This window comes from Dickeya chrysanthemi NCPPB 402 (assembly GCF_000406105.1).
Taxonomy (GTDB): domain Bacteria; phylum Pseudomonadota; class Gammaproteobacteria; order Enterobacterales; family Enterobacteriaceae; genus Dickeya; species Dickeya chrysanthemi.
This window is the reverse complement of the sequence record NZ_CM001974.1, coordinates 1,037,090-1,063,746: the sequence shown is the minus strand read 5'-3', so window position 1 is coordinate 1,063,746 and position 26,657 is coordinate 1,037,090. Positions and strand designations below refer to the sequence as shown.

The window sequence follows — 26,657 nt, the reverse complement described above, 5'->3', positions numbered from 1 at the left end:
GTTCTTCTGGCCTGACAAGCGTAATTTTCAAAAAAGAGCGCAACAGCTCACTTTTTAAACCAAAACGCAATCTAATGACGATTTACTGCTCATTATGGTGAGAAAAAAGCCAACCCCGACATCAGCCGGGGTTTGGTATTAAAGACTCACGTTATTGACGGGCAATGATGGTTTCGTTTTCCACATCCAAAGTAACCGATTTCCCAGGAACCAAGGCACCAGACAATATCTTCTGGGCCAGCGGATTTTCGATCATCTGCTGGATAGCCCGTTTCAGCGGGCGAGCGCCATATACGGGGTCAAACCCAGATTTGCCGAGCAACTCCAGCGCAGCATCAGAGATATACACGGTATAACCACGCTCTTCCATTCGTTTATAAAGGCGCTGCAATTGGATCTGCGCAATTGATGTAATGTGGCTTTGGCCTAACGGATGGAACACAACGACTTCATCAATACGGTTAATGAACTCGGGGCGGAAATGATGGCTGACAATACCCAACACCATATCGCGCATCTGGCTGTAATTCATTTCGCCGAACCGCTCCTGAATGAGATCGGATCCCAAATTGGATGTCATGATAACCACCGTATTGCGAAAATCCACCGTACGGCCTTGGCCATCAGTCAAACGTCCGTCATCCAGTACCTGAAGCAGAATGTTAAAGACATCAGGATGCGCTTTTTCCACTTCGTCCAGCAAGATAACCGAATAAGGGCGACGACGTACCGCTTCGGTCAGATACCCACCTTCTTCATAGCCGACATACCCTGGAGGAGCACCGACTAAACGAGACACTGAATGCTTTTCCATAAATTCGGACATATCAATACGCACCATGGCGTCATCGCTATCGAACAAGAACGACGCCAGCGTCTTGCATAACTCGGTTTTCCCCACGCCGGTCGGCCCCAGGAACAAAAACGAACCGATAGGACGATTAGGATCCGATAATCCGGCCCGGCTACGACGAATCGAGTTCGCGACGGCCTCTACCGCTTCGTTCTGCCCAATAACCCGCTGATGCAGTTCCTGCTCCATGCGCAGCAGCTTTTCCCGCTCGCTTTCCAGCATCCGGGAAACAGGGATACCGGTCCAGCGGGCAAGCACCTCGGCAATCTCAGCATCTGTCACACGATTGCGAAGCAGGTGCATGGTCTTGCCTTCCGCCTGTGTAGCGGCAGCAAGTTGTTTTTCAAGTTCAGGAATTTTGCCGTACTGCAATTCCGACATCCGGCCCAAATCCCCCTGGCGTCTCGCCTGCTCCAAAGAGATTTTTGCCTGTTCCAACGCCGCCTTAATGTTTTGCGTGCCGGTTAACGACGCTTTTTCCGCTTTCCACTCTTCTTCCAGTTTTGAGTATTCGCGTTCTTTTTGCTCCAGCTCAGCATTCAGAATCTCCAGACGCTTCAGGCTGGCTTCATCAGATTCTTTCTTCAATGCCTGCTGTTCCAGTTTCAACTGGATAATCCGCCGGTCAAGGCGATCCAACGGTTCCGGTTTAGAGTCGATCTGCATACGGATACTGGACGCGGCTTCATCAATCAGGTCGATCGCTTTATCCGGCAATTTCCGATCGGAGATATACCGATGTGACAACATGGCTGCGGCAACAATCGCCGGATCGGTGATTTGCACGTGATGATGCAATTCATACCGCTCTTTCAAACCACGCAGAATAGCAATGGTGTCTTCAACGGTCGGTTCGGCAACAAACACTTTCTGGAAACGCCGTTCAAGGGCAGCATCTTTTTCAATGAACTGCCGGTATTCATCCAGCGTCGTCGCCCCTACACAGTGCAACTCACCACGCGCCAGAGCGGGTTTAAGCATATTACCGGCATCCATAGCGCCATCAGCTTTACCGGCACCGACCATGGTATGCAGTTCGTCAATAAAAAGAATGACGTTGCCTTCCTGTTTGGACAGGTCGTTCAACACGCCTTTTAGACGTTCTTCGAACTCACCACGATATTTAGCTCCCGCCACCAGCGACCCCATATCGAGCGCCAGCACACGCTTATTCTTCAACCCTTCGGGAACTTCTCCATTGACGATACGCTGCGCCAGCCCTTCGACAATCGCGGTTTTACCGACACCAGGCTCACCAATTAAAACCGGGTTATTCTTGGTTCTGCGTTGCAGTACCTGAATAGTACGACGAATTTCCTCATCACGGCCAATAACCGGATCCAGCTTGCCTTGTTCAGCACGCTCGGTGAGGTCGATCGTGAATTTTTTCAACGCCTGACGCTGATCTTCAGCACTCTGATCATTGACTTGCTGCCCGCCGCGAACCTGTTCAATGGCTTTAGCCACGTTCTGTTGCGTGGCTCCCGCATTCTTTAACAGGTCGCCTAACGCGCTGTGCGATTCGAATACCGCCAGCACGAATAATTCTGAAGAAATGAATGTGTCGCCCTTTTTCTGCGCCAGCTTGTCACAGATATTGAGCGTCCGTACCAGCTCGCTGGACGGTTGAACATCGCCACCGGTGCCCTCAACCTGTGGTAAACGACTGATTGCCTGATCAATTTCATTTTTAAGACGGCTGACGTTTGCTCCGGCGGCCGTCAGCAGAGGGCCAACGGTACCTCCTTCCTGGTTCAGAAGGGCACTCATCAAATGCAGCGGCTCAATAAATTGATGGTCTCGTCCGAGGGCGAGGGATTGGGCATCAGCGAGGGCAAGCTGGAACTTGTTGGTAAGACGATCCAGACGCATAACTCCTCCCATACATACTGGTCAAAATTGCTACTGGAGATTAAATGAGGTCATCCCTCAAAAATTCAAGATGATTTTGCCAGTAATAATAGAAGGAAAAACGTTAATCCTCCGGATCGTCTTAATTCAATAGGTTATATCAGCCAAATCAAAGTTGCCATACGTCCGGTCACGCCATCGCGCCGATAGGAGAAAAACCTATGCGCATCACTGACCGTACAGTACTCGCCGCCAAACACTTGATTGACGCCAGCGGCCTGTAAACGTAAGCGAGCCAGCCGATAAATATCGGCGAGGAATTTATCATTCTGGGGAGCGAAAGCGCAATCGGCCGCTGGGTCTACGTGTAGAAAAGCCTCACGAACCTCGCTCCCTACTTCAAATTTCTGTGGGCCGATCGCCGGCCCCATCCATGCCATAATGTCCGCCGCTCCGGCCCGGAAATGGCGTAACGTCTGCTCCAGAATACCGGCTTGCAAGCCACGCCAGCCAGCATGCGCCGCCGCAACCTCACGGCCATCGGCGGAACAGAACAGAACCGGCAAACAATCAGCAGTCATCACCGCACATACGCGATCCGAACGAGTGGTATAAGCCGCATCCCCCGTCAACGAATCAGGCAATGCCCGATCAAGGTTAATCACCTGTGTGCCATGCACCTGTTCCAGCCAGTGCGGCATGGCCGGCAATCCGGCTGCAGCAACTAAATGTTGACGGTTGTTTTGCACATGCTGAAGCTCATCCCCTACATGATTACCTAAATTCAGTGAATCATACGGAGCATGGCTGACGCCGCCAAGACGAGTGGTGCTGCAGGCACGTACTGTCGCAGGAGCTGGCCAGTCAGGAATTAACATTGTGCTGTCAAACGGCATGCCATCACCAGTCAAGTTGATCTTTAAACGCATCGGTATCCGCTTTCAGTGCGGCAATGAGGTCTACCATATCCTGCGGCAATGCGGCGTGCCACTCCATTTCAATACCACTAATCGGGTGATAAAGCCGTAACATGGTGGCGTGCAGCGCCTGACGATCAAAATTGCGCAGCATCTCGATAAATGCATCGGACGCCCCTTTCGGCAGACGCGGACGACCGCCATATAACGGGTCGCCTATCAGCGAATGGTTGATATGCGCCATGTGAACGCGAATCTGGTGGGTTCTCCCCGTCTCCAGCCGCAAACGCAGGCGGGTATGCGCACGGAAATGCTCCATGATGCGATAGTGCGTCACGGCTGGCTTACCCATCGGATGTACCGCCATATGTGTACGCTTAGTGGCATGACGAGCGATCGGTTCATCCACAGTGCCGCCGGCCGTCATCGTGCCGATGGCTACCGCTTCATATTCTCGGGTGATCTCACGTGCTTGCAACGACTCGACCAGCCTGGTCTGTGCCGGCACGGTTTTCGCGACTACCATCAGTCCGGTGGTATCTTTGTCTAAGCGGTGGACAATACCAGCACGCGGCACATCCGCAATCTCTGGATAGTGATGTAACAACGCATTCAGCACCGTACCATCTGGGTTACCGGCACCAGGGTGTACGACCAGATCGCGAGGTTTGTTAATCACCAGGATATCGTCATCTTCATACACAATATCCAACGAAATCGGCTGCGCTTCCCAGCGCACTTCTTCCTCGATCAGAGCATCAATGGCAACAGACTCTCCACCAAGCACTTTCTCTTTTGGTCTGTCGACCGTATTGCCGTTAATCTGTACCCGCTGTTCCAGAATCCACGTTTTTATGCGAGAACGGGAATAATCAGGGAACAATTCGGCCAAAGCCTGATCTAAACGTTGTCCAAGTTGAGATTCGGCCACCGTCGCGGTGAGTTGTACTTGTTGGGACATAGTATGCTGCTTCTTATTAACGTTGGGTTTTAACGGCGATGCCGTTTAAAATAATGTACCATTGTAGCTGGTCTTAATCGGGAGCTTAACGGACAGTTTCCCGGAAAAACACTCTGAGGATAATCAAATCGTCATGACGCGTATGAAATACCTGGTGGCTGCTGCCACGTTGAGCCTGACGCTGGCTGGTTGCTCTAATTCCAAAGATGCGGTTCCCGACCGTCCACCTTCAGAACTGTATGCCACCGCCCAGGAAAAACTGCAGGACGGCAACTTTAAAGCAGCCATCACGCAGTTGGAAGCGTTGGATAACCGTTATCCATTCGGCCCTTACTCCCAGCAGGTCCAGCTAGACCTGATTTACGCCTATTACAAATCCGCCGAGTTGCCGTTGGCTCAGGCGTCGATTGATCGTTTCATCCGCCTGAATCCGACACATCCAAACGTGGACTATGTCCTGTATATGCGTGGGCTGACCAACATGGCGCAGGATGACAGCGCGCTGCAAGGTTTCTTCGGCGTCGATCGTTCAGACCGTGATCCTCAGTATGCCCGTGCGGCATTCAAGGCGTTCAGCCAGTTACTCCAGGGCTACCCGAACAGCCAGTACGCTACGGACACCAGCAAACGCCTGGCATTCCTGAAAGAACGTCTGGCCAAATATGAACTCTCCGTCGCACAGTATTACACGAAACGCGGCGCCTATGTTGCGGTGGCTAACCGTGTAGAGCAAATGCTGAAGGACTATCCTGATACGCAGGCAACACGTACTGCGCTACCATTGATGGAAAACGCCTACCGGGAATTGCAACTGACTGCGCAGGCCGACAAGGTAGCCAAGATAATCGCCGCCAACCCTGCCTGAAGGAATATACCCGAATCCTTTAATTATCACGGCAACTTCGGTTGCCGTTGTTCTTTGTATGGCCGGGAATGCTGGATTTAGCCGCACAATCCCGTCAATACATCTAATAGATAATGGCACACCCCTCATAAGGCGACAAGCTTGCTGCGCCGATTCCCCAAAGCCGCTCACAAATCAATTCAGATGACGGAAAAGTGACCAAAAAAAGTGATCAAAATCACCCACTTTGCATCAGCTAGGGGTATGCTGAAATCACCAAGACGGAAAAGGCAGAGAGGTAAGTTTTTATGACTATCAACATTACCAGCAAACAGATGGATATTACCCCCGCAATACGTCAGCATGTCGAAGACCGTCTCACCAAACTGGATAAATGGCAGACCCAGTTGATTAATCCGCATATTATCCTGTCTAAAGAGCCTCAGGGGTTTGTGGCCGATGCTACCATCAGCACGCCGAATGGCCCACTGGTAGCCAGTGCCAAACACGAAGATATGTATGCCGCCGTCAATGAGCTTATCGCGAAATTGGAACGGCAGTTGAATAAAGCTCAGCATAAAGGCGAAGCACGTCGGGCTGATACAGGCATCAAGGATGTCAATTTACAGGCTTCGGCAGAATGACGATGGCGGATGGTGATACTATTCACCTGCCGTTATTGTGATGACAGATTCTGTTAGTTGTCTGAAACGCGCCGTCCGGCGCGTTTTTTATACCTGTCTACAGACGTTTTTACGCTATCGATACGCGCTTACATTACCGGGAAGCTGCCCGCGTTGTTCACTACTCGCGGCGATTTTGTGTTGACAGGATGAAAAGGCAACAGTTACCTTAATTGATATTCTCAATAAGGATTTTCTAGCATGACGCAACACCTGTTCTTCTTCGTATTTTTCTTTACTCTCCCCAACGCGGGGGCCGATTTGTCGTGTGAGTAAAAATACGAAGACGAACAAAAAAAGCCTCCTCACTCAGGAGGCTTTTTTATTGGACAGCAACCAGGTACACACCATGACCGATAATCCATTACTGGCGCTACGCGAGCGCATTACCGCGCTGGATACACAACTGCTCGACCTGTTGGCGCAACGGCGAGAACTCGCGCTTGATGTGGCGAGAGCCAAGCAGCATTCTCACCGCCCCATTCGCGACAAAGAACGCGAGCGGGATTTGCTATCCCAACTGGTTGAAGAAGGGAAAAAACGGCAGCTCGACGGTCACTATATTACCCGTCTGTTCCAGTTGATTATCGAAGACTCCGTTCTGACCCAACAGGCGCTACTACAGCAGCACCTTAATGCTGGCGAATCTCACTCTGCCCGCATCGCTTTTCTCGGCCCCAAAGGATCCTATTCCCATTTAGCGGCTCGTCAGTATGCTGCGCGCCATTTCGACCAGATAGTTGAATGTGGCTGCCAACGCTTTCAGGACATCATCAATCTGGTAGAAACCGGGCAGGCGGATTACGCCGTGCTGCCGATAGAAAACACCAGTTCTGGTTCCATCAACGATGTTTACGACCTATTGCAACACACCGGTTTGTCCATCGTCGGCGAACTGACTACCCCGATTGATCACTGCGTACTGGTTGCAGTGGATACCCAACTGGACCAGATCCAGACCGTTTACAGCCACCCGCAACCTTTCCAGCAATGCAGTAATTTTATCAACCAGTTTCCGCACTGGAAAATCGAGTATTGTGAGAGCACAGCAGCTGCCATGGCAAAGGTCGCCGAGCTTAACTCCCCGTATGCCGCTGCGCTGGGTAGTGAAGCCGGTGGCATGCTCTATCAGTTGCAGGTACTGGAGCATAACCTGGCCAATCAGGTGCAAAATATCACCCGGTTCATTGTCCTGGCTCGCAAACCGATTGAGGTCACCGAGCAGGTTCCCGCGAAAACCACGTTGATCATGGCGACCGGGCAACAATCCGGTGCACTGGTAGAAGCGCTGCTGGTTTTGCGCGAACACGGCATTGTGATGACAAAACTCGAGTCGCGACCAATAAACGGCAACCCATGGGAAGAGATGTTTTATATTGATGTGCAGGCTAATCTGCGTAATGACAATACCCACAAGGCGCTACAAGGTTTGGCTGCCATTACTCGCTCACTCAAGGTACTTGGCTGTTACCCCAGCGAAAATGTGGTGCCGGTAGAACCATCATAAACCGCACCATACCCGGCGCAACCAAGGTATATGCGTTCCTTTCTCAATAAAAAAACCACCATCCGAGGATGGTGGTTTTCCAGGAAACCCACGCTACTAGCGGATATCATTCGCCTGACGCAACAGAGTACGGCTTTCCGCCATAAATCGCCGCGAATAATCGCCAAACCAGTGTTCGACTTTCTTGAAGCTGCTGATAAAGGCAGCTTTATCTCCCGCTTCCAGCAACGAAATCGCCTCGCCAAAACGCTGGTAATAGCGCTTAATCAACGCAAGATTGCTGCCAGAAGACATGATGATATCAGCATAGAGTTGCGGATCCTGTGCAAACAAACGCCCGACCATCGCCAGCTCAAGGCGATATATCGGCGAAGAGAGCGCCAGCAATTGTTCCAACTGCACATTCTCTTCTGCCAAATGTACGCCATAGGCAAAGGTCGCAAAATGCCGTAACGCCTGGATGAATGCCATATTCTGGTCATGTTCCACGGCACTGGTACGGTGTAACCGGGCACCCCAGACTTGAATCTGTTCCAGTAACCACTGATAAGCTTCCGGCTGACGACCATCACAATACACCACAACCTGTTTCGCCAGACTACCGATATCCGGGCCAAACATCGGGTGCAGACCTAACACCGGACCGTGATGCGCCGCCAGCATCGCCTGTAATGGGCCATTCTTGACTGAGGCCAAATCCACCAGAATACAGTCATGCGGCAATCTGGGCAGACGGGCTATCACGTCTTCAGTGACATGAATTGGAACACTGACAATAACCATACCGGCATCCGCCAGTAGGGTTTCCGCTTGCGGCCAATCCTCTTGCTCCAGAATACGGACCTGATAGCCGGATAGCGTCAACATCCTGTCGAACAGGCGCCCCATCTGTCCACGTCCCCCGACGATCACGATCGGACGCAGTGACGGAGAGAGCGTTTTGAACCCTTTGTCATTCTCACTGGCGTAGGATTCCCGCATCACCCGACGCAGAACATCCTCAATCAAATCCGCAGGAACCCCCAGTGTTTCGGCCTCTTTACGTCGTGAACTCAGCATCGCTGCTTCCCGATCAGGTGCATAAATTGGCAAACCATAACGGCTCTTTACCTCGCCGACTTCCGCCACCAGACGTAGCCGACGTGACAACAACGCCAATAATGCTTTATCTACCTCATCTATCTGATCACGCAGTGCGGTCAGTTCAGCGACCATCTGTTCTTCTCCTTACTGATTGGCGCTTATCGCACTCAACTCTTTATGAACCGAGCGCAACAATGTTTCTGTGCTTTCCCAACTGATGCAGGCATCGGTTACCGACACGCCGTAGCGCATGTTTGCGCGCGGTTGTTCGGAAGACTGATTACCTTCATGGATATGACTTTCCAGCATCAGCCCGATGATAGAGCGATTGCCGGACTTGATCTGCTCAATCGCGGACTCCACCACCAGCGGCTGCCGACGGTAGTCTTTGTTGGAATTACCGTGGCTACAATCTATCATCAGCGCCGGATTCAGTCCTGCATCGCGCATCTGTTTTTCACACTCAGCGACGTCTTCCGCACTGTAGTTCGGCTTCTTGCCGCCACGCAAGATGACGTGTCCATCAGGATTACCCTGTGTTTGCAATAAGCAAACCTGGCCGCTCTGGTTGATACCAACAAAACGATGTGGCATTGACGCCGCTTTCATCGCGTTGATGGCGGTTCCCAAACTACCGTCTGTACCGTTCTTGAAACCTACCGGCATAGACAGCCCGGAAGCCATTTCACGATGCGTCTGTGATTCGGTAGTTCTGGCGCCGATTGCCGACCAACTGAACAAATCTCCCAGATATTGCGGGCTATTGGGATCCAATGCCTCGGTCGCCAGCGGCAACCCCATGTTTACCAATTTCAGCAGCAGATCTCGGGCGATGTGCAACCCCGCTTCCATATCAAAGGAACCATCCATATAGGGATCATTGATCAACCCTTTCCAGCCGACGGTGGTACGGGGTTTCTCAAAATAGACACGCATAACAATGTACAGCCGATCGCTCAATTCAGCAGACAAGGATTGGAGACGACGTGCGTATTCCTGTGCGGCATCGGTATCATGAATAGAACAGGGACCACACACCACCAGCAGGCGCTTATCATTACCATGAATAATATCGGCAATGGTTTTACGAGATAGAGCAATCGCCTGCTGTTCTGGTTCATTCAGCGGGAATTTAGCTTTCAGCTCGTCAGGAGTAATAAGAATCTGTTCGGCGCTGATATGAATGTTATTGAGCGTGTCTTTTTGCATGATGGTGATCCTGTTTGTTCCTTTGGTATGAAGGGCTCGATCGTCATTGTCTGTAGCAGGTTCACACCTTAACATATGGTTCGTAAATTTTTCAAGCCATTGGTGTAAAGTTAAAGTTACTACCGTAAAACGCTATCAGAATCACAAAACGGATGTCGTGGACCCGGAAATCTTATCTTAATTACCGGGACAATCAGACAAGGACGTTTGTCAACCGAGTGTCTCTTTTTAGGAGACGGGAGCTTTAATTACGGTAAATGGACTTCATTGGCTTATCGGATAGGCCATGCAAGATAGCTATCATCGATACCCACAAACGAATCCATTCGCTTCGTCATAAGCACACTGAGGTGCATCGGCTAAAATGACCGGATAAACGCCACATCCCAATCGTAAACAAAAATATACACACCCTGTTGTTTAATCTGGATAAGCGGATCCCGTGAATGTCGGCGTTATCGCGAGAAAGGCAACGCCAGTCTTTCTCCAGCCTGTAAATACGGTTTGCTATCTGAAATCGTTAAAGAAAAAACAGAGAATTGCGTAATATTAGCGGTATTCCTCTACCCAGAAGAGAGTTGCATAGGTTCAACCATGAAACATGGCATAGTACTGATAGGATTGCTGTTACTTACCGCATGCCAATCCGTTCCATCAATCTCACCGACGAGTAGTGGGCAAAACTTCTGGTATGACGCGGGGTATAAAGATGCCGCCAACGGATTGATCGTTAAAGATAATGAAACTCTGTCGGAGTGGTTCGGCAACCCGGATGTAGATCGCCATGCTTATTTGGACGGGTACCGGGCTGGCCAGACAGCGTGGTGCCATCCCGATAATGTCGAAGCCTGGGGACGAGCCGGAAAGCCGTTTCCTGCCAGTTGTGATAGTGCCGGTGATGCCGATGGGTTAAAAAAAGTGTGGCAGCATGCGGCAGATAGCCTTCCACTTGCCGGCGGCGCTGCCCACTAACGCACGCACCTCGTATAACGCATTGTTATATAAAAGTTATTCCATACGGAATTATATCCCCTTTACGTTACCCCGCAGGGGGATCTGGATGTACAGCCTGTTTGATGAGCAAATCATCAGGCTTTCAGATAAATCGCCTACCCACAAAAACAAACCATATTTATAATAACAATTATAAATAATAACCAAACACAATAAAAACCTGCACAAAATGAAAGTGAACGCACACGTTTATCTTGTCTTGCCATCATTGCTCTGGCTTAACCTTCACCGCATTTCATTTATGCACGCAATAAGCTGGCAAACAGGATCTGATTATGAAAAACACGTCGCTATATTCTGGACAAGGGCAACTGCTGTCACATCAATTACATACAAAGGATGATCTCGACGCGACGCTTAATGCAGTCAAAATCAGGCTACAAGAGGCGGGGGATCTTCCCGGTGCTACAGTAGAAGAGCAAATCGCGATCGCCGAAGAGCTGTCGACATTCGATTTGGGCCGTTTCTTACTGGCGCACAGGGGATTGAATGCCTACTGGACTCATCATCTGGTCACCTACTCATCCGGCAGCGTAACACTCTCTTCTCATAGTGATCTGGAACGATTGATCTATGAACGGTTACCAGCCGTACTCGCTACCCGTGAACGGTTTCGCATTTTCCGCCAGCAGTTGCAATCACGGCTATATGATGGAATGGTTCTGGCCTCGGTCCCCTGTGGGTTGATGGGTGATTTACTGCTGCTGGACTATTCTCACCATCAGAATGTACGGTTAATCGGCGTAGATTTGGATCATCAGGCGCTGGAAGCAGCGGATTCGCTAGCGAGACAACAGCATTGTGATAATCACATCACGTTGTTGCAGGGTGATGCCTGGTCATTACAACTCCCTGAACCGGCAGATATTCTCACCAGCAATGGGCTCAACGTGTATGAGCAGGATGATGAACGAGTCACCGATCTTTATCGTGCATTCAATCATGCGCTAAAACCAGGCGGCATAATGATCACCAGTTTCCTGACACCTCCTCCGGTGTTGTCGTCGGAATCGCCCTGGAAAGTCACCGAGGAAGAGCAGCACTTACTTCCCTTACAACATTTGCTGTTCTCACGCATTCTGGAAGCAAAGTGGACAGCATTTCGTACCCACCATCAGACACAGCGCCAGTTGGAAAACGCCGGATTTCACGACATACGCTTTATCGATGACCGCATGTCTATGTACCCTACCGTTATCGCCCGGAAAACGGAAAGCGCGGCATAGCACAGAGGAAAGTACCAAAGAAAAAGGGGTGGCAAATGCCACCCCTTATCGCTTTCGGATGTTGCGAAAGCGTATGCTTAGTTAAGACGCTCTTTGATACGAGCAGACTTACCAGCACGCTCACGCAGGTAGTACAGTTTGGCTTTACGCACAGCACCACGGCGCTTAACGGTAATGCTATCCACTACCGGAGAGTGCGTCTGGAATACGCGCTCTACGCCTTCGCCGTTGGAAATCTTGCGAACAGTGAATGCAGAGTGCAGACCGCGGTTACGAATTGCGATAACCACGCCCTCGAATGCCTGCAGACGTTTTTTAGAACCTTCAACGACCCATACCTTCACTTCCACGGTATCACCCGGACGGAACGCAGGTACGTCTTGCTTCATCTGCTCTTGTTCAAGCTGCTTGATAATATTGCTCATAATATGTCTCTTACCCTAGGTAAACTGATATTTGGGTTCGCCGGCATTGCCTCAGCGACCACCTAATACTCGTGTTGCCCAGACTGGTGTTCCCGTTGGAACTCAGTCAACAACGTTGCTTGCTCGTCAGTCAGAGCTAGGCTTTTCAGAAGTTCAGGTCTTCTAAGCCAGGTTCGGCCCAGCGACTGCTTCAAACGCCAGCGGCGTATTTCCGCATGATTGCCCGACAACAATACTGCCGGTACATCCATGCCTTCCAACACTTCAGGCCGGGTATAGTGAGGACAGTCCAGCAATCCATCGGCAAAAGAATCTTCCTGTGCCGAAGCCTCATGACCCAGTACGCCGGGGATAAACCGGGCAACCGAATCAATCAGCGTCATTGCCGGCAGTTCGCCACCACTGAGAACGTAGTCGCCGATTGACCATTCTTCGTCAATTTCGGTTTTAATGACTCGCTCATCAATGCCCTCGTACCTTCCGCAAACCAGAATCATCTTCTGATGTGCGGCGAGTTGACGTACGCCTTGCTGATCCAGTTTGCGACCCTGCGGTGATAGATAAATCACCCGAGCCCCTTCGCCTGCCGCTGCTTTCGCTGCATGGATAGCATCCCGCAAGGGCTGCACCATCATCAACATACCGGGACCGCCGCCATAAGGGCGATCGTCCACCGTGCGATGTCGATCGTAAGTGAAGTCGCGAGGACTCCAGTACTGTACGCTCAGCAGGCCATTTTTTACTGCCCGGCCAGTGACTCCATAATCAGTAATGGCGCGAAACATCTCAGGAAACAGGCTAATCACCCCAATCCACATAGCACCGTTCCACTCTCATTAACTGCAGACATTACAGAGTTCAAAAACCAGGATCCCAGTCTACTTCAATACGATGAGTAGACAGGTCAACATGCTTGATAACCTGTTCGGTCAGAAACGGAATCAACCGTTCCTTGACCCCGTAAGCATCTTTCAGGTTGGCTCTTACTACCAGGACGTCATTCGAACCGGTTTCCATCATGTCTATGACTTTTCCCAGCTCATAGCCACCTATGGTGACAACGTCGCAACCAATAAGATCCTTCCAGTAATAATCGCCTTCATCCAGTTCAGGTAACTGAGCTGAATCCACGACAATTTCGCAATTGGTCAATAAATTCGCCGCTTCCCGTTCGTCAATACCTTTCAGTTTAATGACCAGGTCCTGATTATGGTGCCGCCAGCTCTCGATCTCGATCGGTTGCCACAGCCCTTTATTCCGGATGAACCAAGGTTGATAATCAAAAATGCTTTCGGCGTCTTCGGTGGATGAAAACACTCTGAGCCAACCTTTAATGCCGTACGTCGACCCCAATTTTCCCAATACAACCGGGTTGACCGGGGCTTTCGGGCTGAGTTGCTTGCTCATTACCACCACCGCAACAGATTACGCTGCTTTTTTCGCGTCTTTGATCAGCGCAGAAACGCGATCAGAAACGGTAGCGCCCTGACCAACCCAGTGCTCGATACGGTCAAGATCCAGGCGCAGGCCTTCTGCTTTACCGGTAGCGATCGGGTTGAAGAAACCTACGCGCTCAATGAAACGACCGTCGCGCGCATTGCGGCTATCGGTCACAACGACTTGATAGAACGGGCGTTTTTTAGCGCCGCCACGTGCCAAACGAATTGTTACCATAACATCCTCTTTAGTTAATAAAACAACCGGGCCCCATCGAGGAACGGGGCCCAGTGTCATATAAAAAGCCCAAATATTTTACTCATTTTGGTGCAAAAAGCAATCTAAAACCATGCGTTCGCACCATCGACTTTTCTTTCGGGGTCATACATTACGTCTTAACGGCCCGGAAAACCTGGTGGCATCATTCCTTTCATGCCACGCATCATCTTGGCCAAACCGCCGTTCTTCATCTTTTTCATCATGCGTTGCATATCATCAAACTGTTTCAACAGCCGGTTGACGTCCTGCACCTGCATACCCGAACCCATCGCAATGCGGCGCTTACGTGAACCTTTGATAATTTCAGGTTTGGCGCGTTCCTGCAGCGTCATGGAGTTGATGATCGCTTCCATCCGCACCAACACCTTGTCATCCATCTGCGATTTCACATTATCCGGGATCTGCCCCATGCCGGGCAATTTGCTCATCATGCTGGCCATGCCGCCCATGTTGCGCATCTGCTTGAGTTGATCCAGGAAATCGGTCAGATCAAAACCATCACCTTTCTTCAGTTTCTTGGCCAGTTTTTCAGCCTGAGAACGGTCGACCTTGCTTTCCAGCTCCTCAATCAGCGAGAGCACATCGCCCATACCAAGAATGCGCGAAGCGATACGGTCCGGGTAGAAAGGCTCTAGCGCATCGGTCTTCTCACCGACACCTAAGAACTTGATCGGTTTACCCGTGATATGGCGGATGGAGAGTGCAGCACCGCCGCGAGCGTCACCATCGATTTTGGTCAGAATCACCCCGGTCAACGGCAGCGCTTCGTTAAATGCTTTGGCCGTATTCGCCGCATCCTGACCGGTCATGGCGTCAACCACAAACAGGGTTTCTACCGGATTGATCGACGCATGCACCTGCTTGATTTCGTCCATCATGGCGTCATCGACATGCAGACGACCGGCGGTATCCACCAGCAGAACATCGTAGAACTTCAGTTTGGCATGCTGTAGCGCGCGATTGACGATATCAATCGGTTTTTCATGTGCTTCCGAAGGAAAGAAGTCAACACCGACGGTCTGCGCCAGCGTTTCCAACTGCTTAATCGCCGCCGGGCGATACACGTCCGCCGAGACAACCAGCACTTTCTTCCTCTGCTTTTCGCGCAGGAACTTACCCAACTTACCAACGCTGGTGGTTTTACCCGCCCCTTGTAGACCCGCCATCAGCACTACCGCTGGCGGCTGGGCAGCCAGATTAAGCGCCTGGTTGACCTCGCCCATGGCGGCCACCAGCTCATTCTGGACAATCTTGACGAATTCCTGCCCCGGCGTCAGACTCTTGTTGACTTCATGACCTACCGCCTGCTCTTTGACACGGTTAATGAAATCACGCACCACCGGCAGCGCCACATCAGCTTCCAGCAGCGCCATACGAACTTCACGCAGCGTATCCTTGATATTGTCTTCCGTCAGCCGCCCACGGCCGCTGATATTGCGCAGAGTGCGCGATAGTCGATCGGTTAAATTTTCAAACATATCTCATGCTCAATGTGAAACTGGCCGCTACCGCGACGCGAATGGCGAAGAGTATAACACGAAAGCCAGACCAATCTGCGTGCGACGGCACGGATAACTGGTTGGTGACGGTGGCGACTCCGGCTATACTGACCTCTCATTTTACTCAGTTGATATCGAATAACCCATCGCTATGTCTGTGTTCGCCATTGTAGCTTTAGCGGCCTATTTCCTCAGTCTGGGCTTGATTATTCCCAGTCTGGTGCGAAAAAACGGAACCTACCGCCGTCTGGCAGTAGTATCCGCCACGATCGCCCTGGCCTGCCATGCAGTGGCCTTGTATCAGCGTATTTTCGATGTGCAGGTCGGTCAAAACCTGAGTCTGTTGAATATTGGCTCTCTGATAAGCCTGATTATCTGTACCGTGATGACCGTTGTGGCATCGCGCAATCGCGGCTGGTTCCTGTTGCCTATCGTCTATACCTTTGCCTTCATTAATCTGGCGTTTGCCAGCTTCATGCCCGGCGAATTTATCACCCACCTCGAAGCGATACCGGGCTTGATGGTACACATCGGTCTGGCGTTGTTTGCTTATGCCACACTGATGATCGCCGCGTTGTATGCGCTGCAACTGGCGTTGCTGGACTACATGCTGAAAACCAAGAAACTGGGTTTTGCCGCCGACATGCCACCATTACTGGGTATCGAGCGCAAGATGTTCCACATCACCCAGGTTGGCGTCATTTTATTAACGTTAACGTTATGCACCGGGCTAATCTATATGAATGACTTGCTCAGCAATAAAGAGAATCTGCATAAAGCGTTGTTCTCGCTGCTGGCATGGTTTGTTTACATTCTTCTGCTTTGGGGGCACTACCATGAAGGCTGGCGCGGACGACGGATTATCTGGTTCAACCTTATCGGCGCGTTGCTGCTGACGCTTTCCTACTTTGGCAGCCGGGTAATCCAGAACTTCCTGGCCCAATGACGATCGCTATCTCACGCCGGGAATACTGCGGACACAAAAAAAGAGAGCGAAGCTCTCTTTTTTACAGCTATAGGCTTTGCGTTACTTAGATGTGCAACTCAGCCAGTTTGTCTTTCGGCAAGGCCAAATCGTCGTTTTTATTAACGAGAACATCACTATCTAAAATATGGCGAGCAATATCCTGCGCTTCAGTCAGGGAATGCATCTCATAGGTACCGCACTGATATTCGTTCAGCTCTGGAATTTTACGCTGATCAGTGACTTTTAGGACATCAGCCATCGCCGCTTTCCAGGCATCGGCAACGCGTTGCTCTTCCGGCGTACCAATCAGGCTCATGTAGAAGCCGGTACGGCACCCCATAGGAGAAATATCAATAATTTCCACATCCTCTCCGTTGAGGTGATCACGCATAAAGCCAGCAAACAAATGCTCCAGCGTATGAATACCGCGTTCAGGCATGATCTCATAGTTAGGACGACAGAAACGAAGATCAAACACGGTAATCGTATCACCATGAGGGGTTGTCATGGTTTTGGCCACTCGAACAGCAGGTGCAGCCATACGAGTATGATCGACAGTAAAACTATCCAGTAATGGCATATTGCCACCTCCTCATGAAAAATTTATTTCTCGTTTCCAGGAAACTTTTTTTACCGATACCGGTCATAACATATGAAAGACGCGCATTTATTATCATCATCCCTATTATCAGAGATGTTTCTTTAGCCACCCGGTGACAATCGGGTGGCATTTTCTTTTATATCGCACTCACTGCCCGGCCAGATAAGCATCAAAACTCAATGTATCCTCAGATTCCAGCTGACGCTGGTGCTGCCATGAACGTTCACACTCCAGGGCAAATTGAGTTTCAGACAGTACCTCCAGAGGCTCTTGCAGCAGTTGTTTGCGGTATTGTTCAGATAACTGAAGACCGACGCCACCGCTGCCATGTTCCAGCATCATCGCCAGAATACGGGCCGAGAAGGTTTTTTCCGGATCATAAAATCCTTCAACCAACTGATCACAGACCTGCTGATAATACGGCTTCGCCTGTCCCTGATCCAACAATTCTGCAACACGCCTTAAGTCAGCAAATAGCGCTCGGCCAACTTCAGCAATAGGCTGACGTGCCGTATCACACCCCATTCCTATCGTCTGCCCCGGTTTGCGCCCTTCTAAAATGACCTGGTTCCAGTTCTTACGTGTACACAGCAATTCGGCTTCGCTCATTTCCGGCGCATCGGCCAGCGCGCACCAAATAAGGAACAGATCAAGGAACCGAACCTGCTCAGCGCTGACCCCGGTAGCCGAAAATGGATTGATATCCAGCGAGCGCACTTCAATATACTCAATACCGCCACGCAGCAGCGCATCAGAAGGCGATTCGCCCTGACGGGTCACTCGCTTGGGACGAATCGGCGCATACAATTCGTTTTCAATCTGCAGCACATTGGTATTCAACTGCAGATAACGCCCATCTTTCTTGAGACCAATGTTGGCATACTCTTCTGAAGGCGTACGTATCGCTTTTTTCAGTGCCGAAACATAACCTTCCAGGCTATTGAAGGTAATCCCAAGATTGCTCTGCGACTTATTGGTATACCCCAAATCGCTCAAGCGTAACGATGTCGCATACGGCAGATAAAGCATGCCTTTAGAACGCTCAAACGGCAGGTGAGTTTCTTTCTCTTGCAGGAAAGAAGAACAGATGGCGGGAGATGCTCCAAATAGATAGGGAATCACCCAGCCAAAGCGGTAGTAATTACGAATCAGTTGAAAATAACCTGTGGAAATCACTTCCTTGCCGGTGATGGCATCACTAATACCGTCACGGGTTTGCCAGAATGCTAACGGCAATGAAAAATTATAATGCACACCAGAAATGGTCTGCATCAATGCTCCGTAGCGATTCTTCAAGCCTTCACGGTACAGCGTTTTGAAGCGGCCAATATTCGATGAACCATACTGCGCCAATTCGATATCCTGCCCTGCTCCGATAAAGCAAGGCATACTCAACGGCCACATACGCTCATCACCCAAATGACGCGAGACATAGCGATGAATATCACGCAAAAAGGTGAGAAGGTGATCGACATCCTTATCAACCGGCGTAATGAACTCCAGTAGCGCCTCAGCAAAATCCGTCGTAATCCAGGGGTGAGTTAGCGCGGCCCCCAGTTTCTCCGGGTGCCCAGTAGTCGCGAGATGCCCATTTGCCATCACACGCAGTGTTTCACGCTCAATACCACGCTGGATCCCTGCTACAGACTGAGGATTTTTTTCCAGCCAGGACAGCGCCTTTGATACGTCCGGGATCAAATTGACCTCCCGCTATGAAGATGTAGTTATGTTAATTAAGGTATATGGGGGCAACTATCGTCATTACAACTCACCCGGCTCCCATCGTCCATTTCAGCGTCACACCTGTGATTATCAGGTAACGCACCGCTTTTCCGATAAAAATACAGATTATTGAACTGGCCCACGGCATCCTCAGCCATCCGGCCAGGACACACAATATATCGCCGACTACCGGCACCCAGCTAAACAAGAGTGCAGCCGTACCATAACGCTGCAGCCAGTAACGTGCAGTGTTTAATCCTTTTTGCGGCTTAATTTCAGGCACCAGACGCCCAATAATAATATTGGTCATTCCCCCTAGCGTATTGCCGATAGAGGCAATAAAAACCAGCAATAGCGGGCTGGCGCTGTGGGTTAATAATAACGACACCAGTACAACTTCCGAACTGCCCGGCAACAACGTAGCACTCAGGAAGCTGCTCCAGAACAAAGAAAATACTGCCCAGAACTCATTCACAATGTTCTTACGTCAACCACTGCCATACCTGCACTGGTAGCTGCCTGAATGCCAAAATCAGCATCTTCGAACACAATACAATGCTCAGGAACCACCTGGATTAATGTGGCACAACGCAGAAACGTATCAGGAAATGGCTTATGGCGTTGTACATCATCGGCACCGACTAATGCAGAAAAATACTCACGTAAGCCGAGATGGCGTAACAAACGATCCGCCAGACCGTGTGTACTTCCCGTACCAACAGCCATCGGTCGACGGCCATGGTATGCCTTGACCACCTCGATCAAGGGCAACGGCTGTACCGTATCCATTAGCATGGTTTCAGTCAGAGAGGCTTTTTCTGCCGCCAGCGCATGAGGATCAAGATCAGACTGGTGCTGATTGATAATGACCTCAGCAATACGCCAGGTCGGTGCACCATTCAGTGCGGCCATGGCATCGCTGTCATAACTCATACCATACCTTGCCAGCACCTGCCGCCAGGCCTTGCTATGGGTTGGTTCCGTATCAAGAATGGTGCCATCCATGTCAAATATGAGGCCTTGATAGCGATCGTACATCATGATTCCGTACCCATCGAAAAGAGACGATTACTTTAGCGCAAAGTAAAAACGTTGTCGCTTACTCAATAACCTTATAAAAAACAGTGAAATAGATTTACAACACAACAGCAATACGCGAGTTTCTGTAACAGATTGATTAACACTGAATGAAGACGAGGAGGATATGACAATCAGAATGGTGCATCCGGGAGGATTCGAACCTCCGACCGCTCGGTTCGTAGCCGAGTACTCTATCCAGCTGAGCTACGGATGCATTTCGGAAACTATGCAGACTATACGGTTACAACAAGAGGAAACAGCATCAGGAGAATGGTGCATCCGGGAGGATTCGAACCTCCGACCGCTCGGTTCGTAGCCGAGTACTCTATCCAGCTGAGCTACGGATGCATATCAAGACTTACTGAAAACTTCTCTTAAATTGTATTACTGAAAACATCACATTAATGGTGCATCCGGGAGGATTCGAACCTCCGACCGCTCGGTTCGTAGCCGAGTACTCTATCCAGCTGAGCTACGGATGCATATTAATGGCGGTGAGGGAGGGATTCGAACCCTCGATGCAGCTTTTGACCGCATACTCCCTTAGCAGGGGAGCGCCTTCAGCCTCTCGGCCACCTCACCTTGCCGACCTGTAATCACTGAATTTTTTCTCATTCAGCGCTCACCTGTCTGCGTGGCGCACATATTACTTTCCCGGTCTTATAAGTCAAACAATTTTTCCGATATCAGTTCCGTTTGAACACTTCGCACCCAACCAGAACAGATTAACGACAAAAAGCCTGCTTTATCGCCAATAAAACAACCAGTTATTCCCATTCACAACAACAAACATCAGGGCAACCATTTACTGGCAGAAAACAGAAACACGGGAGCAGATAAAAAATACGAACAACAGCGCCTCGCCGATACGAGACGCTATTCAATTCAGTAGGAGGTAGGCTGAGACTTCTCTGCCTGAATACGCTGGTAAATCTCTTCACGATGTACAGATACTTCTTTCGGCGCATTCACACCGATACGGACCTGATTGCCCTTTACTCCTAGTACGGTAACCGTGACCTCATCGCCGATCATGAGGGTTTCGCCAACTCGACGAGTTAAAATAAGCATTCTTTGCTCCTTGAAAGATTATAAAGAGTCAGGTCTCTCCGTTTTCCCGTCATTATCCATCATGGTTAGGGAAGACGTAAACCTGGATGACGAAAATGTCTCATCATCGCACTCATTGTTTGTTACTAGTGTTCAGTTTAGTCGATATAAGACAGCTTGCGCTTTTTGTTATCACAACCAGACGCGTTAAAGGCCATCTACGACACGCCACAGATGGCCTATTCATCAGTCTTGTTTGCGGCAATCCTTACCGCAAACCAAAAACGCCAAAACTACTCTTAGTCATGACGTTTTTGCCTAGATAACACGTATTTAGTATTTATAGCTTATCAACCACCCAGGCTTCAATGCTGGTCAGCGCCGATGGCAACGCATCAACATCACTACCGCCTGCCTGAGCCATATCCGGACGACCACCGCCCTTGCCACCGACCTGGTTTGCCACAAAACCAACCAACTCACCCGCTTTGACGCGGTCGGTCAATTCTTTGGTTACACCAGCGATCAGGCTGACCTTACCGTCAGCCACCGTCGATAGCACGATCACTGCGGAGCCCAGTTGGTTCTTCAGATCATCAACCATCGTGCGCAGCAGTTTAGGTTCAACGTTATTTAGCTGTGTCACCAGCAGTTTCACGCCGTTGATATCTTTTGCCTTGCCAGACAATGAAGAGCTTTCCTGAGCGGCCTGTTGTCCCTTCAACTGCTGCAATTCTTTTTCCAGCCCACGAGTACGCTCCAGCAAAGAACGGACTTTATCGGCCAGATTGTTGCTATCCCCCTTCACCAACTGTGTTACTTCATGCAGCAAATCACTTTGCTGGTGTAAGGCAACAATTGCATTCTCGCCAGTCACAGCCTCAATACGGCGAACGCCGGCAGCCGTACCTGATTCAGACACAATCTGGAACAGACCGATATCGCCAGTACGACGGGCATGCGTACCGCCACACAACTCAATGGAAAAATCACCCATTGATAACACACGAACCTGCTCGTCGTATTTCTCGCCAAAGAGCGCCATTGCACCTTTCGCTCTGGCCGCATCCAGCGCCATTACGTCTGTATCTACCGGCAAATTGCGACGAATTTGGATATTGACGATATCTTCTACCTGACGAATCTGCTCCGGTTTCATGGCTTCCGGATGAGAGAAGTCAAAACGCAGGTAGTTATCATTGACCAATGAGCCTTTCTGCGCCACATGGTCGCCCAAGACCTGACGCAAAGCGGCGTGCAGTAGATGAGTCGCAGAGTGGTTCAAACGAATACGATCGCGGCGAACATGATCCACTGCCGCATCCACCTTGTCCTTGACCCGCAAAACGCCCTGAACCAATGAGCCGATATGCCCGATAGCCTGACCATATTTCTGCGCGTCGACAACAGAAAAACGAGCGGCGGCTGAAACCAACGTCCCCTGATCGCCAACCTGCCCACCCGATTCACCATAAAACGGTGTCTCGCTCAGGATCACAACCGCATCGTCACCCGCCTGAATTTCCTGCACGGATTCACCCTGACGGTAGATCGCCACAACCGTAGACTGCTGTTCGGTACGCTCATAGCCACAGAACGTTGTCGACTCATCGACTCGAATCAGACTGTTGTAATCAGCACCGAAACCGCTGGCATCACGCGCACGCTGGCGTTGAGCCTCCATCGCACGCTCAAAACCGGTTTCATCAACTTTCAGATTACGCTCACGGCAAACATCCGCCGTCAAATCAACCGGGAAACCATAGGTGTCATAGAGGCGAAATGCCGCTTCGCCACTCAGCGTATCGCCCTTAAGCTGCTTAATCTCTTCATCCAGTAACAGCAAGCCGCGCTCCAGCGTGCGGGCGAACTGCTCCTCTTCGTTCTTAAGCGCCTGTTCAACCAGACTCCGCTGGCGTTTCAGTTCTTCAGCAGCAGACCCCATAACATCAATCAGCGGCCCCACCAGCTTATAGAAGAAGGTTTCCTTCGCACCCAGCATATTACCGTGGCGAATAGCGCGGCGGATAATGCGACGCAATACATAACCGCGGTTTTCATTCGACGGCATCACGCCATCTGCGATCAGAAACGCGCAAGAACGGATGTGGTCGGCGATAACGCGCAACGATTTATTATTCAGATCATCGGCTCCCACCACACGGGCGGCTTCAGCAATCAACGTACTGAACAAATCGATGTCGTAGTTGGAATTGACATGTTGCAGAACTGCAGAAATACGCTCCAGCCCCATGCCGGTATCAACCGAGGGTTTCGGCAACGGCAGCATTGTACCGTCCGCCTGTCGGTTGAACTGCATGAATACCAGGTTCCAAATCTCAATATAGCGATCACCGTCTTCTTCCGGGCTTCCTGGAGGTCCGCCCCAAATGTGTTCACCATGATCGTAGAAAATTTCAGAGCACGGACCACAAGGGCCGGTATCACCCATTTGCCAGAAGTTATCCGACGCATACGGTGCACCTTTATTGTCCCCGATGCGGATGATACGCTCGTGCGGCACGCCTACCTCATTAGCCCAAATGTCATAGGCTTCATCATCGGTGGCATAAACCGTGACCCATAATTTTTCCTTGGGCAACCCAAACCATTCAGAGCTGGTTAACAGTTCCCAGGCATAAATAATGGCGTCGCGTTTAAAATAATCACCGAAGCTGAAGTTACCCAGCATTTCGAAGAAGGTGTGATGGCGCGCAGTGTAACCCACATTTTCCAGATCGTTATGTTTACCGCCGGCACGGACACAACGTTGAGACGTCGTAGCGCGTACATAGTTACGTTTATCCAGCCCCAGGAACACATCCTTGAACTGGTTCATCCCGGCATTGGTAAACAGCAGCGTGGGGTCATTGTTTGGCACCAGCGAACTACTGGCGACAACCTGATGTCCTTTACTATGGAAAAAGTCGAGAAACGCTTGACGGATCTCAGCGGTGCTCTTGCTCATAATTGTCCTGAAATCAAGCTAAAAGAACAGTCGCGGGCAAGGTGGGTGCAACATACGGACGTGACCGAGCCAAACGCGAACAAAAAAGTGGGAATAAGATAAATTTTCTTCGGGGGGAAGTAAAATCCCGTATGCGTTCAATCGGAAAAATTCATATATACCGACTGAATTTCGTCGTGGGAAAAGCCGCGATAAAGCAAATAGCGCTGAACTTTGGCTCGCTCCTGCCAATTCGTCGGCAAAGGGGAACCGAATTTACGGTCCGCGACTGTCTTCGCCTGCGAATACCAGTCAATATCACAAGACTGAAGCGCCATACGCTGGATGGATTTATCAATACCGCGCTGGCTGAGTTCGGCACAGATACGCTGAGAACCGTATCCTTTACGACAGCGACTGCTGATATAACGCTGGGCATAGCGCCCATCATCCAGCCACCCTTGTTGTTTGCAGCTTGCTATCGCCTGCTCGATTTGGGTATGAATTTCGGATGGCGCAGAACAGGCGTCTGCACCATCGCACTCAGGATTTGCTTGCAAATACGTCGCAATTTTGCGACGTAATTCCATTTCACTGTGATCCCGTACAACCAGCACATTCATTACATAGCGGAGTATGTTAGGCATACCTGTTATCCTGAGAATATGCTGCCTGCACAACGCCGACGATTAAAAGTCGTCGTTAAGTTCACCTGCCGCAGCTTCTTTGTACTCAGCGCTTTCACCACTGATAGTCGGCACCGCGTCATTGTCTTTATGCAACAGTGATTCGCGCAACTTCTTATCCAGCTCAGCGGAAATAGCCGGATTTTCTTTCAGGAAATTACAGGCATTCGCCTTACCCTGACCAATCTTGTCGCCGTTATAGCTGTACCAGGCGCCTGCTTTCTCAATCAGTTTGTATTTCACGCCCAAGTCTACCAGTTCACCGAAGGTATTAATCCCTTCGCCATACAGAATCTGGAACTCGGCCTGTTTGAACGGAGCAGCCACTTTGTTCTTCACAACCTTAACCCGGGTTTCACTCCCGACGACTTCTTCGCCTTCCTTGATTGAACCGATACGACGAATATCGAGACGGACGGAAGCGTAGAATTTCAGGGCATTACCACCGGTTGTGGTTTCCGGATTACCGAACATCACGCCAATTTTCATGCGGATCTGGTTGATGAAAATCAACAGAGTATTAGATTGCTTCAGGTTACCGGCCAATTTACGCATCGCCTGGCTCATCATGCGCGCAGCCAGCCCCATGTGTGAATCACCGATCTCCCCTTCGATCTCTGCTTTTGGTGTCAACGCAGCGACAGAGTCGACGATAATCACATCCACTGCACCGGAACGAGCCAGCGCATCACAAATTTCCAACGCCTGTTCGCCGGTATCAGGCTGAGAACACAGCAGATTATCGATATCAACGCCCAGTTTCTTGGCGTAGATAGGATCCAGAGCATGTTCCGCATCAATGAATGCACAGGTTTTGCCTTCACGCTGCGCTGCGGCAATAACCTGCAGTGTCAGCGTCGTTTTTCCGGAAGATTCCGGACCATAGATTTCGACAATACGCCCCATTGGCAGACCGCCAACACCCAGTGCGATATCGAGCGACAAGGAGCCTGTGGAGATCGTTTCAACATCCATTGAGCGATCTTCGCCCAAACGCATGATAGAACCTTTACCGAATTGTTTTTCGATCTGGCCCAGCGCCGCCGCCAGTGCCTTTTGTTTGTTCTCATCAATAGCCATTTTTACTCCTGTCGCGCAGCCTGCCGCTGCCTCTACGCCGTTGCTTATTCATGATTCACCGAACCGATGCACGCATTATACTGTATACTCATACAGCATCAAGCCTATTTTATAAAAATCTCTCCAGCAGCGTCTGCAGAGCAAAAGCGACGGCCTGCAGACGAACATCGCGGCGATCGCCCTCAAACTGCATACGCAGGGCTGCACGGTTGCCCGCTTTATCACAAAAACCGAACCATACGGTGCCGACCGGTTTATCTGGCGATCCTCCGTCGGGCCCTGCAATCCCGCTGACGGATACGGCGATATCCGCACCGGCGCGACTCAGCGCCCCCGTTGCCATTTCAGCGACCACTTCGCGGCTCACCGCACCAAATTCGGCCAGCGTCTTTTCCTGTACGCCGATAAGCATTTGCTTCGCCTGATTGCTGTAAGTGACAAAGCCATAATCAAACCATGCCGAGCTTCCCGCGACATCGGTAATAGCCTTTGCCAGCCAGCCACCGGTGCAAGATTCAGCACAGGTTATTTTTGCCTGACGCGCCTTCAGGCGCTCGCCTAACTGTTCGCTCAGTCGCAATATGTCTGTTTCTGTCATTACGGTATCCCGTTTTATCTATCGCACCTCATTCATCACCGCTCAATAGTAATGGTCGCCGTCTTCCTCGGGGTAGTATTTTTCCTTTCTCCACGTTCTTGCATCACAGGAATGCGAAGTCGCACGCAACATAACGCA

Annotated in this window: 25 protein-coding genes, 4 tRNA genes and 1 other annotated feature; of the genes, 6 read left to right on the top strand and 23 right to left on the bottom strand. The window is 50.5% G+C overall.

The annotated features are described in order from the left end of the window. Window positions 1-151: 151 nt before the first annotated feature. The 3 genes from clpB to rluD form a co-directional block, all read right to left on the bottom strand. Window positions 152-2,725: an ATP-dependent chaperone ClpB gene (gene clpB, locus DCH402_RS04815; RefSeq protein WP_040000077.1), complete on the bottom strand. Its 2,574-nt coding sequence runs from the start codon at window positions 2,723-2,725 to the stop codon at window positions 152-154. Between the two features lie 134 nt (window positions 2,726-2,859). Next, window positions 2,860-3,600, bottom strand: a complete 741-nt coding sequence (gene yfiH, locus DCH402_RS04810) for a purine nucleoside phosphorylase YfiH (protein WP_040000075.1) — start codon at window positions 3,598-3,600, stop codon at window positions 2,860-2,862. Window positions 3,601-3,604: 4 nt separating this feature from the next. After that, the gene (gene rluD, locus DCH402_RS04805; RefSeq protein WP_040000074.1) at window positions 3,605-4,582 is read right to left on the bottom strand and encodes a 23S rRNA pseudouridine(1911/1915/1917) synthase RluD; all 978 of its coding nucleotides are present in this window, start codon (window positions 4,580-4,582) and stop codon (window positions 3,605-3,607) included. Window positions 4,583-4,715: 133 nt separating this feature from the next. Here rluD and bamD point away from each other — a divergent pair, with 133 nt between their 5' ends. The 3 genes from bamD (at window position 4,716) to pheA (ending at window position 7,616) form a co-directional block, all read left to right on the top strand. Further along, a complete protein-coding gene (gene bamD / locus DCH402_RS04800) occupies window positions 4,716-5,447 on the top strand; it encodes an outer membrane protein assembly factor BamD (RefSeq protein WP_040000073.1) in 732 nt (243 codons plus the stop codon). A 287-nt stretch (window positions 5,448-5,734) separates the two neighbouring features. Further along, entirely contained in the window at window positions 5,735-6,070 is a 336-nt protein-coding gene (gene raiA / locus DCH402_RS04795) for a ribosome-associated translation inhibitor RaiA (protein WP_040000072.1), read from the top strand. Between the two features lie 239 nt (window positions 6,071-6,309). Further along, window positions 6,310-6,436 (top strand) — a sequence feature (Phe leader region). A gap of 22 nt (window positions 6,437-6,458) precedes the next feature. Next, window positions 6,459-7,616 carry a bifunctional chorismate mutase/prephenate dehydratase gene (gene pheA / locus DCH402_RS04790; RefSeq protein WP_040003379.1) on the top strand — a complete coding sequence of 386 codons (1,158 nt, stop codon included), beginning with the start codon at window positions 6,459-6,461 and terminating at the stop codon, window positions 7,614-7,616. Window positions 7,617-7,712: 96 nt separating this feature from the next. Here pheA and tyrA read toward each other — a convergent pair whose 3' ends face one another. Together tyrA and DCH402_RS04780 are read right to left on the bottom strand one after the other, a co-directional pair. After that, window positions 7,713-8,831, bottom strand: a complete 1,119-nt coding sequence (gene tyrA / locus DCH402_RS04785) for a bifunctional chorismate mutase/prephenate dehydrogenase (protein WP_040000071.1) — start codon at window positions 8,829-8,831, stop codon at window positions 7,713-7,715. 12 nt (window positions 8,832-8,843) lie between these two features. Continuing rightward, entirely contained in the window at window positions 8,844-9,908 is a 1,065-nt protein-coding gene (locus DCH402_RS04780) for a 3-deoxy-7-phosphoheptulonate synthase (RefSeq protein ID WP_040000070.1), read from the bottom strand. Between the two features lie 594 nt (window positions 9,909-10,502). Here DCH402_RS04780 and DCH402_RS04775 point away from each other — a divergent pair. Both DCH402_RS04775 and DCH402_RS04770 read left to right on the top strand, forming a co-directional pair. After that, entirely contained in the window at window positions 10,503-10,880 is a 378-nt protein-coding gene (locus tag DCH402_RS04775) for a DUF2799 domain-containing protein (RefSeq protein ID WP_040000069.1), read from the top strand. A gap of 317 nt (window positions 10,881-11,197) precedes the next feature. Further along, entirely contained in the window at window positions 11,198-12,148 is a 951-nt protein-coding gene (locus DCH402_RS04770; RefSeq protein WP_040000068.1) for an SAM-dependent methyltransferase, read from the top strand. 77 nt (window positions 12,149-12,225) lie between these two features. Here the strand turns inward: DCH402_RS04770 and rplS are convergent, their stop codons facing one another. The 5 genes from rplS to ffh form a co-directional block, all read right to left on the bottom strand. Continuing rightward, window positions 12,226-12,573, bottom strand: a complete 348-nt coding sequence (gene rplS / locus DCH402_RS04765; RefSeq protein ID WP_012768745.1) for a 50S ribosomal protein L19 — start codon at window positions 12,571-12,573, stop codon at window positions 12,226-12,228. Between the two features lie 62 nt (window positions 12,574-12,635). After that, window positions 12,636-13,391 (bottom strand): tRNA (guanosine(37)-N1)-methyltransferase TrmD, encoded by a 756-nt coding sequence (gene trmD / locus DCH402_RS04760; RefSeq protein WP_040000067.1) that lies wholly within the window; start codon window positions 13,389-13,391, stop codon window positions 12,636-12,638. A 40-nt stretch (window positions 13,392-13,431) separates the two neighbouring features. Next, window positions 13,432-13,980: a ribosome maturation factor RimM gene (gene rimM, locus DCH402_RS04755; protein ID WP_040000065.1), complete on the bottom strand. Its 549-nt coding sequence runs from the start codon at window positions 13,978-13,980 to the stop codon at window positions 13,432-13,434. A gap of 18 nt (window positions 13,981-13,998) precedes the next feature. Further along, window positions 13,999-14,247: a 30S ribosomal protein S16 gene (gene rpsP, locus DCH402_RS04750; RefSeq protein WP_012768742.1), complete on the bottom strand. Its 249-nt coding sequence runs from the start codon at window positions 14,245-14,247 to the stop codon at window positions 13,999-14,001. Between the two features lie 158 nt (window positions 14,248-14,405). After that, window positions 14,406-15,767 carry a signal recognition particle protein gene (ffh, locus tag DCH402_RS04745; protein ID WP_040000062.1) on the bottom strand — a complete coding sequence of 454 codons (1,362 nt, stop codon included), beginning with the start codon at window positions 15,765-15,767 and terminating at the stop codon, window positions 14,406-14,408. 172 nt (window positions 15,768-15,939) lie between these two features. Between ffh and DCH402_RS04740 the strand changes: the two genes are divergently transcribed. After that, entirely contained in the window at window positions 15,940-16,734 is a 795-nt protein-coding gene (locus DCH402_RS04740; RefSeq protein ID WP_040000060.1) for a cytochrome C assembly family protein, read from the top strand. An 85-nt stretch (window positions 16,735-16,819) separates the two neighbouring features. On the opposite strand, the gene luxS is transcribed toward DCH402_RS04740, so the two are convergent. The 13 genes from luxS to pncC all read right to left on the bottom strand — a co-directional run bounded on the left by luxS (window position 16,820) and on the right by pncC (window position 26,519). Beyond that, window positions 16,820-17,335, bottom strand: a complete 516-nt coding sequence (luxS, locus tag DCH402_RS04735; RefSeq protein WP_040000058.1) for an S-ribosylhomocysteine lyase — start codon at window positions 17,333-17,335, stop codon at window positions 16,820-16,822. Window positions 17,336-17,503: 168 nt separating this feature from the next. Beyond that, complete coding sequence (gene gshA / locus DCH402_RS04730) at window positions 17,504-19,054, bottom strand: glutamate--cysteine ligase (RefSeq protein WP_040000056.1); 1,551 nt, start codon at window positions 19,052-19,054, stop codon at window positions 17,504-17,506. Between the two features lie 70 nt (window positions 19,055-19,124). Continuing rightward, entirely contained in the window at window positions 19,125-19,553 is a 429-nt protein-coding gene (locus DCH402_RS04725; protein WP_040000054.1) for a YqaA family protein, read from the bottom strand. Further along, window positions 19,550-20,116: a fructose-1-phosphate/6-phosphogluconate phosphatase gene (gene yqaB, locus DCH402_RS04720; RefSeq protein ID WP_040000052.1), complete on the bottom strand. Its 567-nt coding sequence runs from the start codon at window positions 20,114-20,116 to the stop codon at window positions 19,550-19,552. The genes DCH402_RS04725 and yqaB overlap by 4 nt, the downstream gene beginning before the upstream one ends. 179 nt (window positions 20,117-20,295) lie before the next feature. Continuing rightward, a tRNA-Arg gene (locus DCH402_RS04715) sits at window positions 20,296-20,372 on the bottom strand. Window positions 20,373-20,429: 57 nt separating this feature from the next. Then, window positions 20,430-20,506 (bottom strand) — tRNA-Arg (locus DCH402_RS04710). A 57-nt stretch (window positions 20,507-20,563) separates the two neighbouring features. Beyond that, a tRNA-Arg gene (locus DCH402_RS04705) sits at window positions 20,564-20,640 on the bottom strand. A 7-nt stretch (window positions 20,641-20,647) separates the two neighbouring features. Continuing rightward, a tRNA-Ser gene (locus tag DCH402_RS04700) sits at window positions 20,648-20,740 on the bottom strand. A 303-nt stretch (window positions 20,741-21,043) separates the two neighbouring features. Then, window positions 21,044-21,229 carry a carbon storage regulator CsrA gene (csrA, locus tag DCH402_RS04695; RefSeq protein WP_005972168.1) on the bottom strand — a complete coding sequence of 62 codons (186 nt, stop codon included), beginning with the start codon at window positions 21,227-21,229 and terminating at the stop codon, window positions 21,044-21,046. A gap of 319 nt (window positions 21,230-21,548) precedes the next feature. Next, complete coding sequence (gene alaS / locus DCH402_RS04690; RefSeq protein ID WP_040000038.1) at window positions 21,549-24,176, bottom strand: alanine--tRNA ligase; 2,628 nt, start codon at window positions 24,174-24,176, stop codon at window positions 21,549-21,551. Between the two features lie 137 nt (window positions 24,177-24,313). Then, complete coding sequence (gene recX, locus DCH402_RS04685; protein WP_040000036.1) at window positions 24,314-24,802, bottom strand: recombination regulator RecX; 489 nt, start codon at window positions 24,800-24,802, stop codon at window positions 24,314-24,316. 42 nt (window positions 24,803-24,844) lie between these two features. Next, window positions 24,845-25,921, bottom strand: coding sequence for a recombinase RecA (gene recA, locus DCH402_RS04680; protein ID WP_040000035.1), 1,077 nt, complete (start codon window positions 25,919-25,921; stop codon window positions 24,845-24,847). Between the two features lie 109 nt (window positions 25,922-26,030). Further along, complete coding sequence (gene pncC, locus DCH402_RS04675) at window positions 26,031-26,519, bottom strand: nicotinamide-nucleotide amidase (protein WP_040000033.1); 489 nt, start codon at window positions 26,517-26,519, stop codon at window positions 26,031-26,033. Window positions 26,520-26,657: the final 138 nt, after the last annotated feature.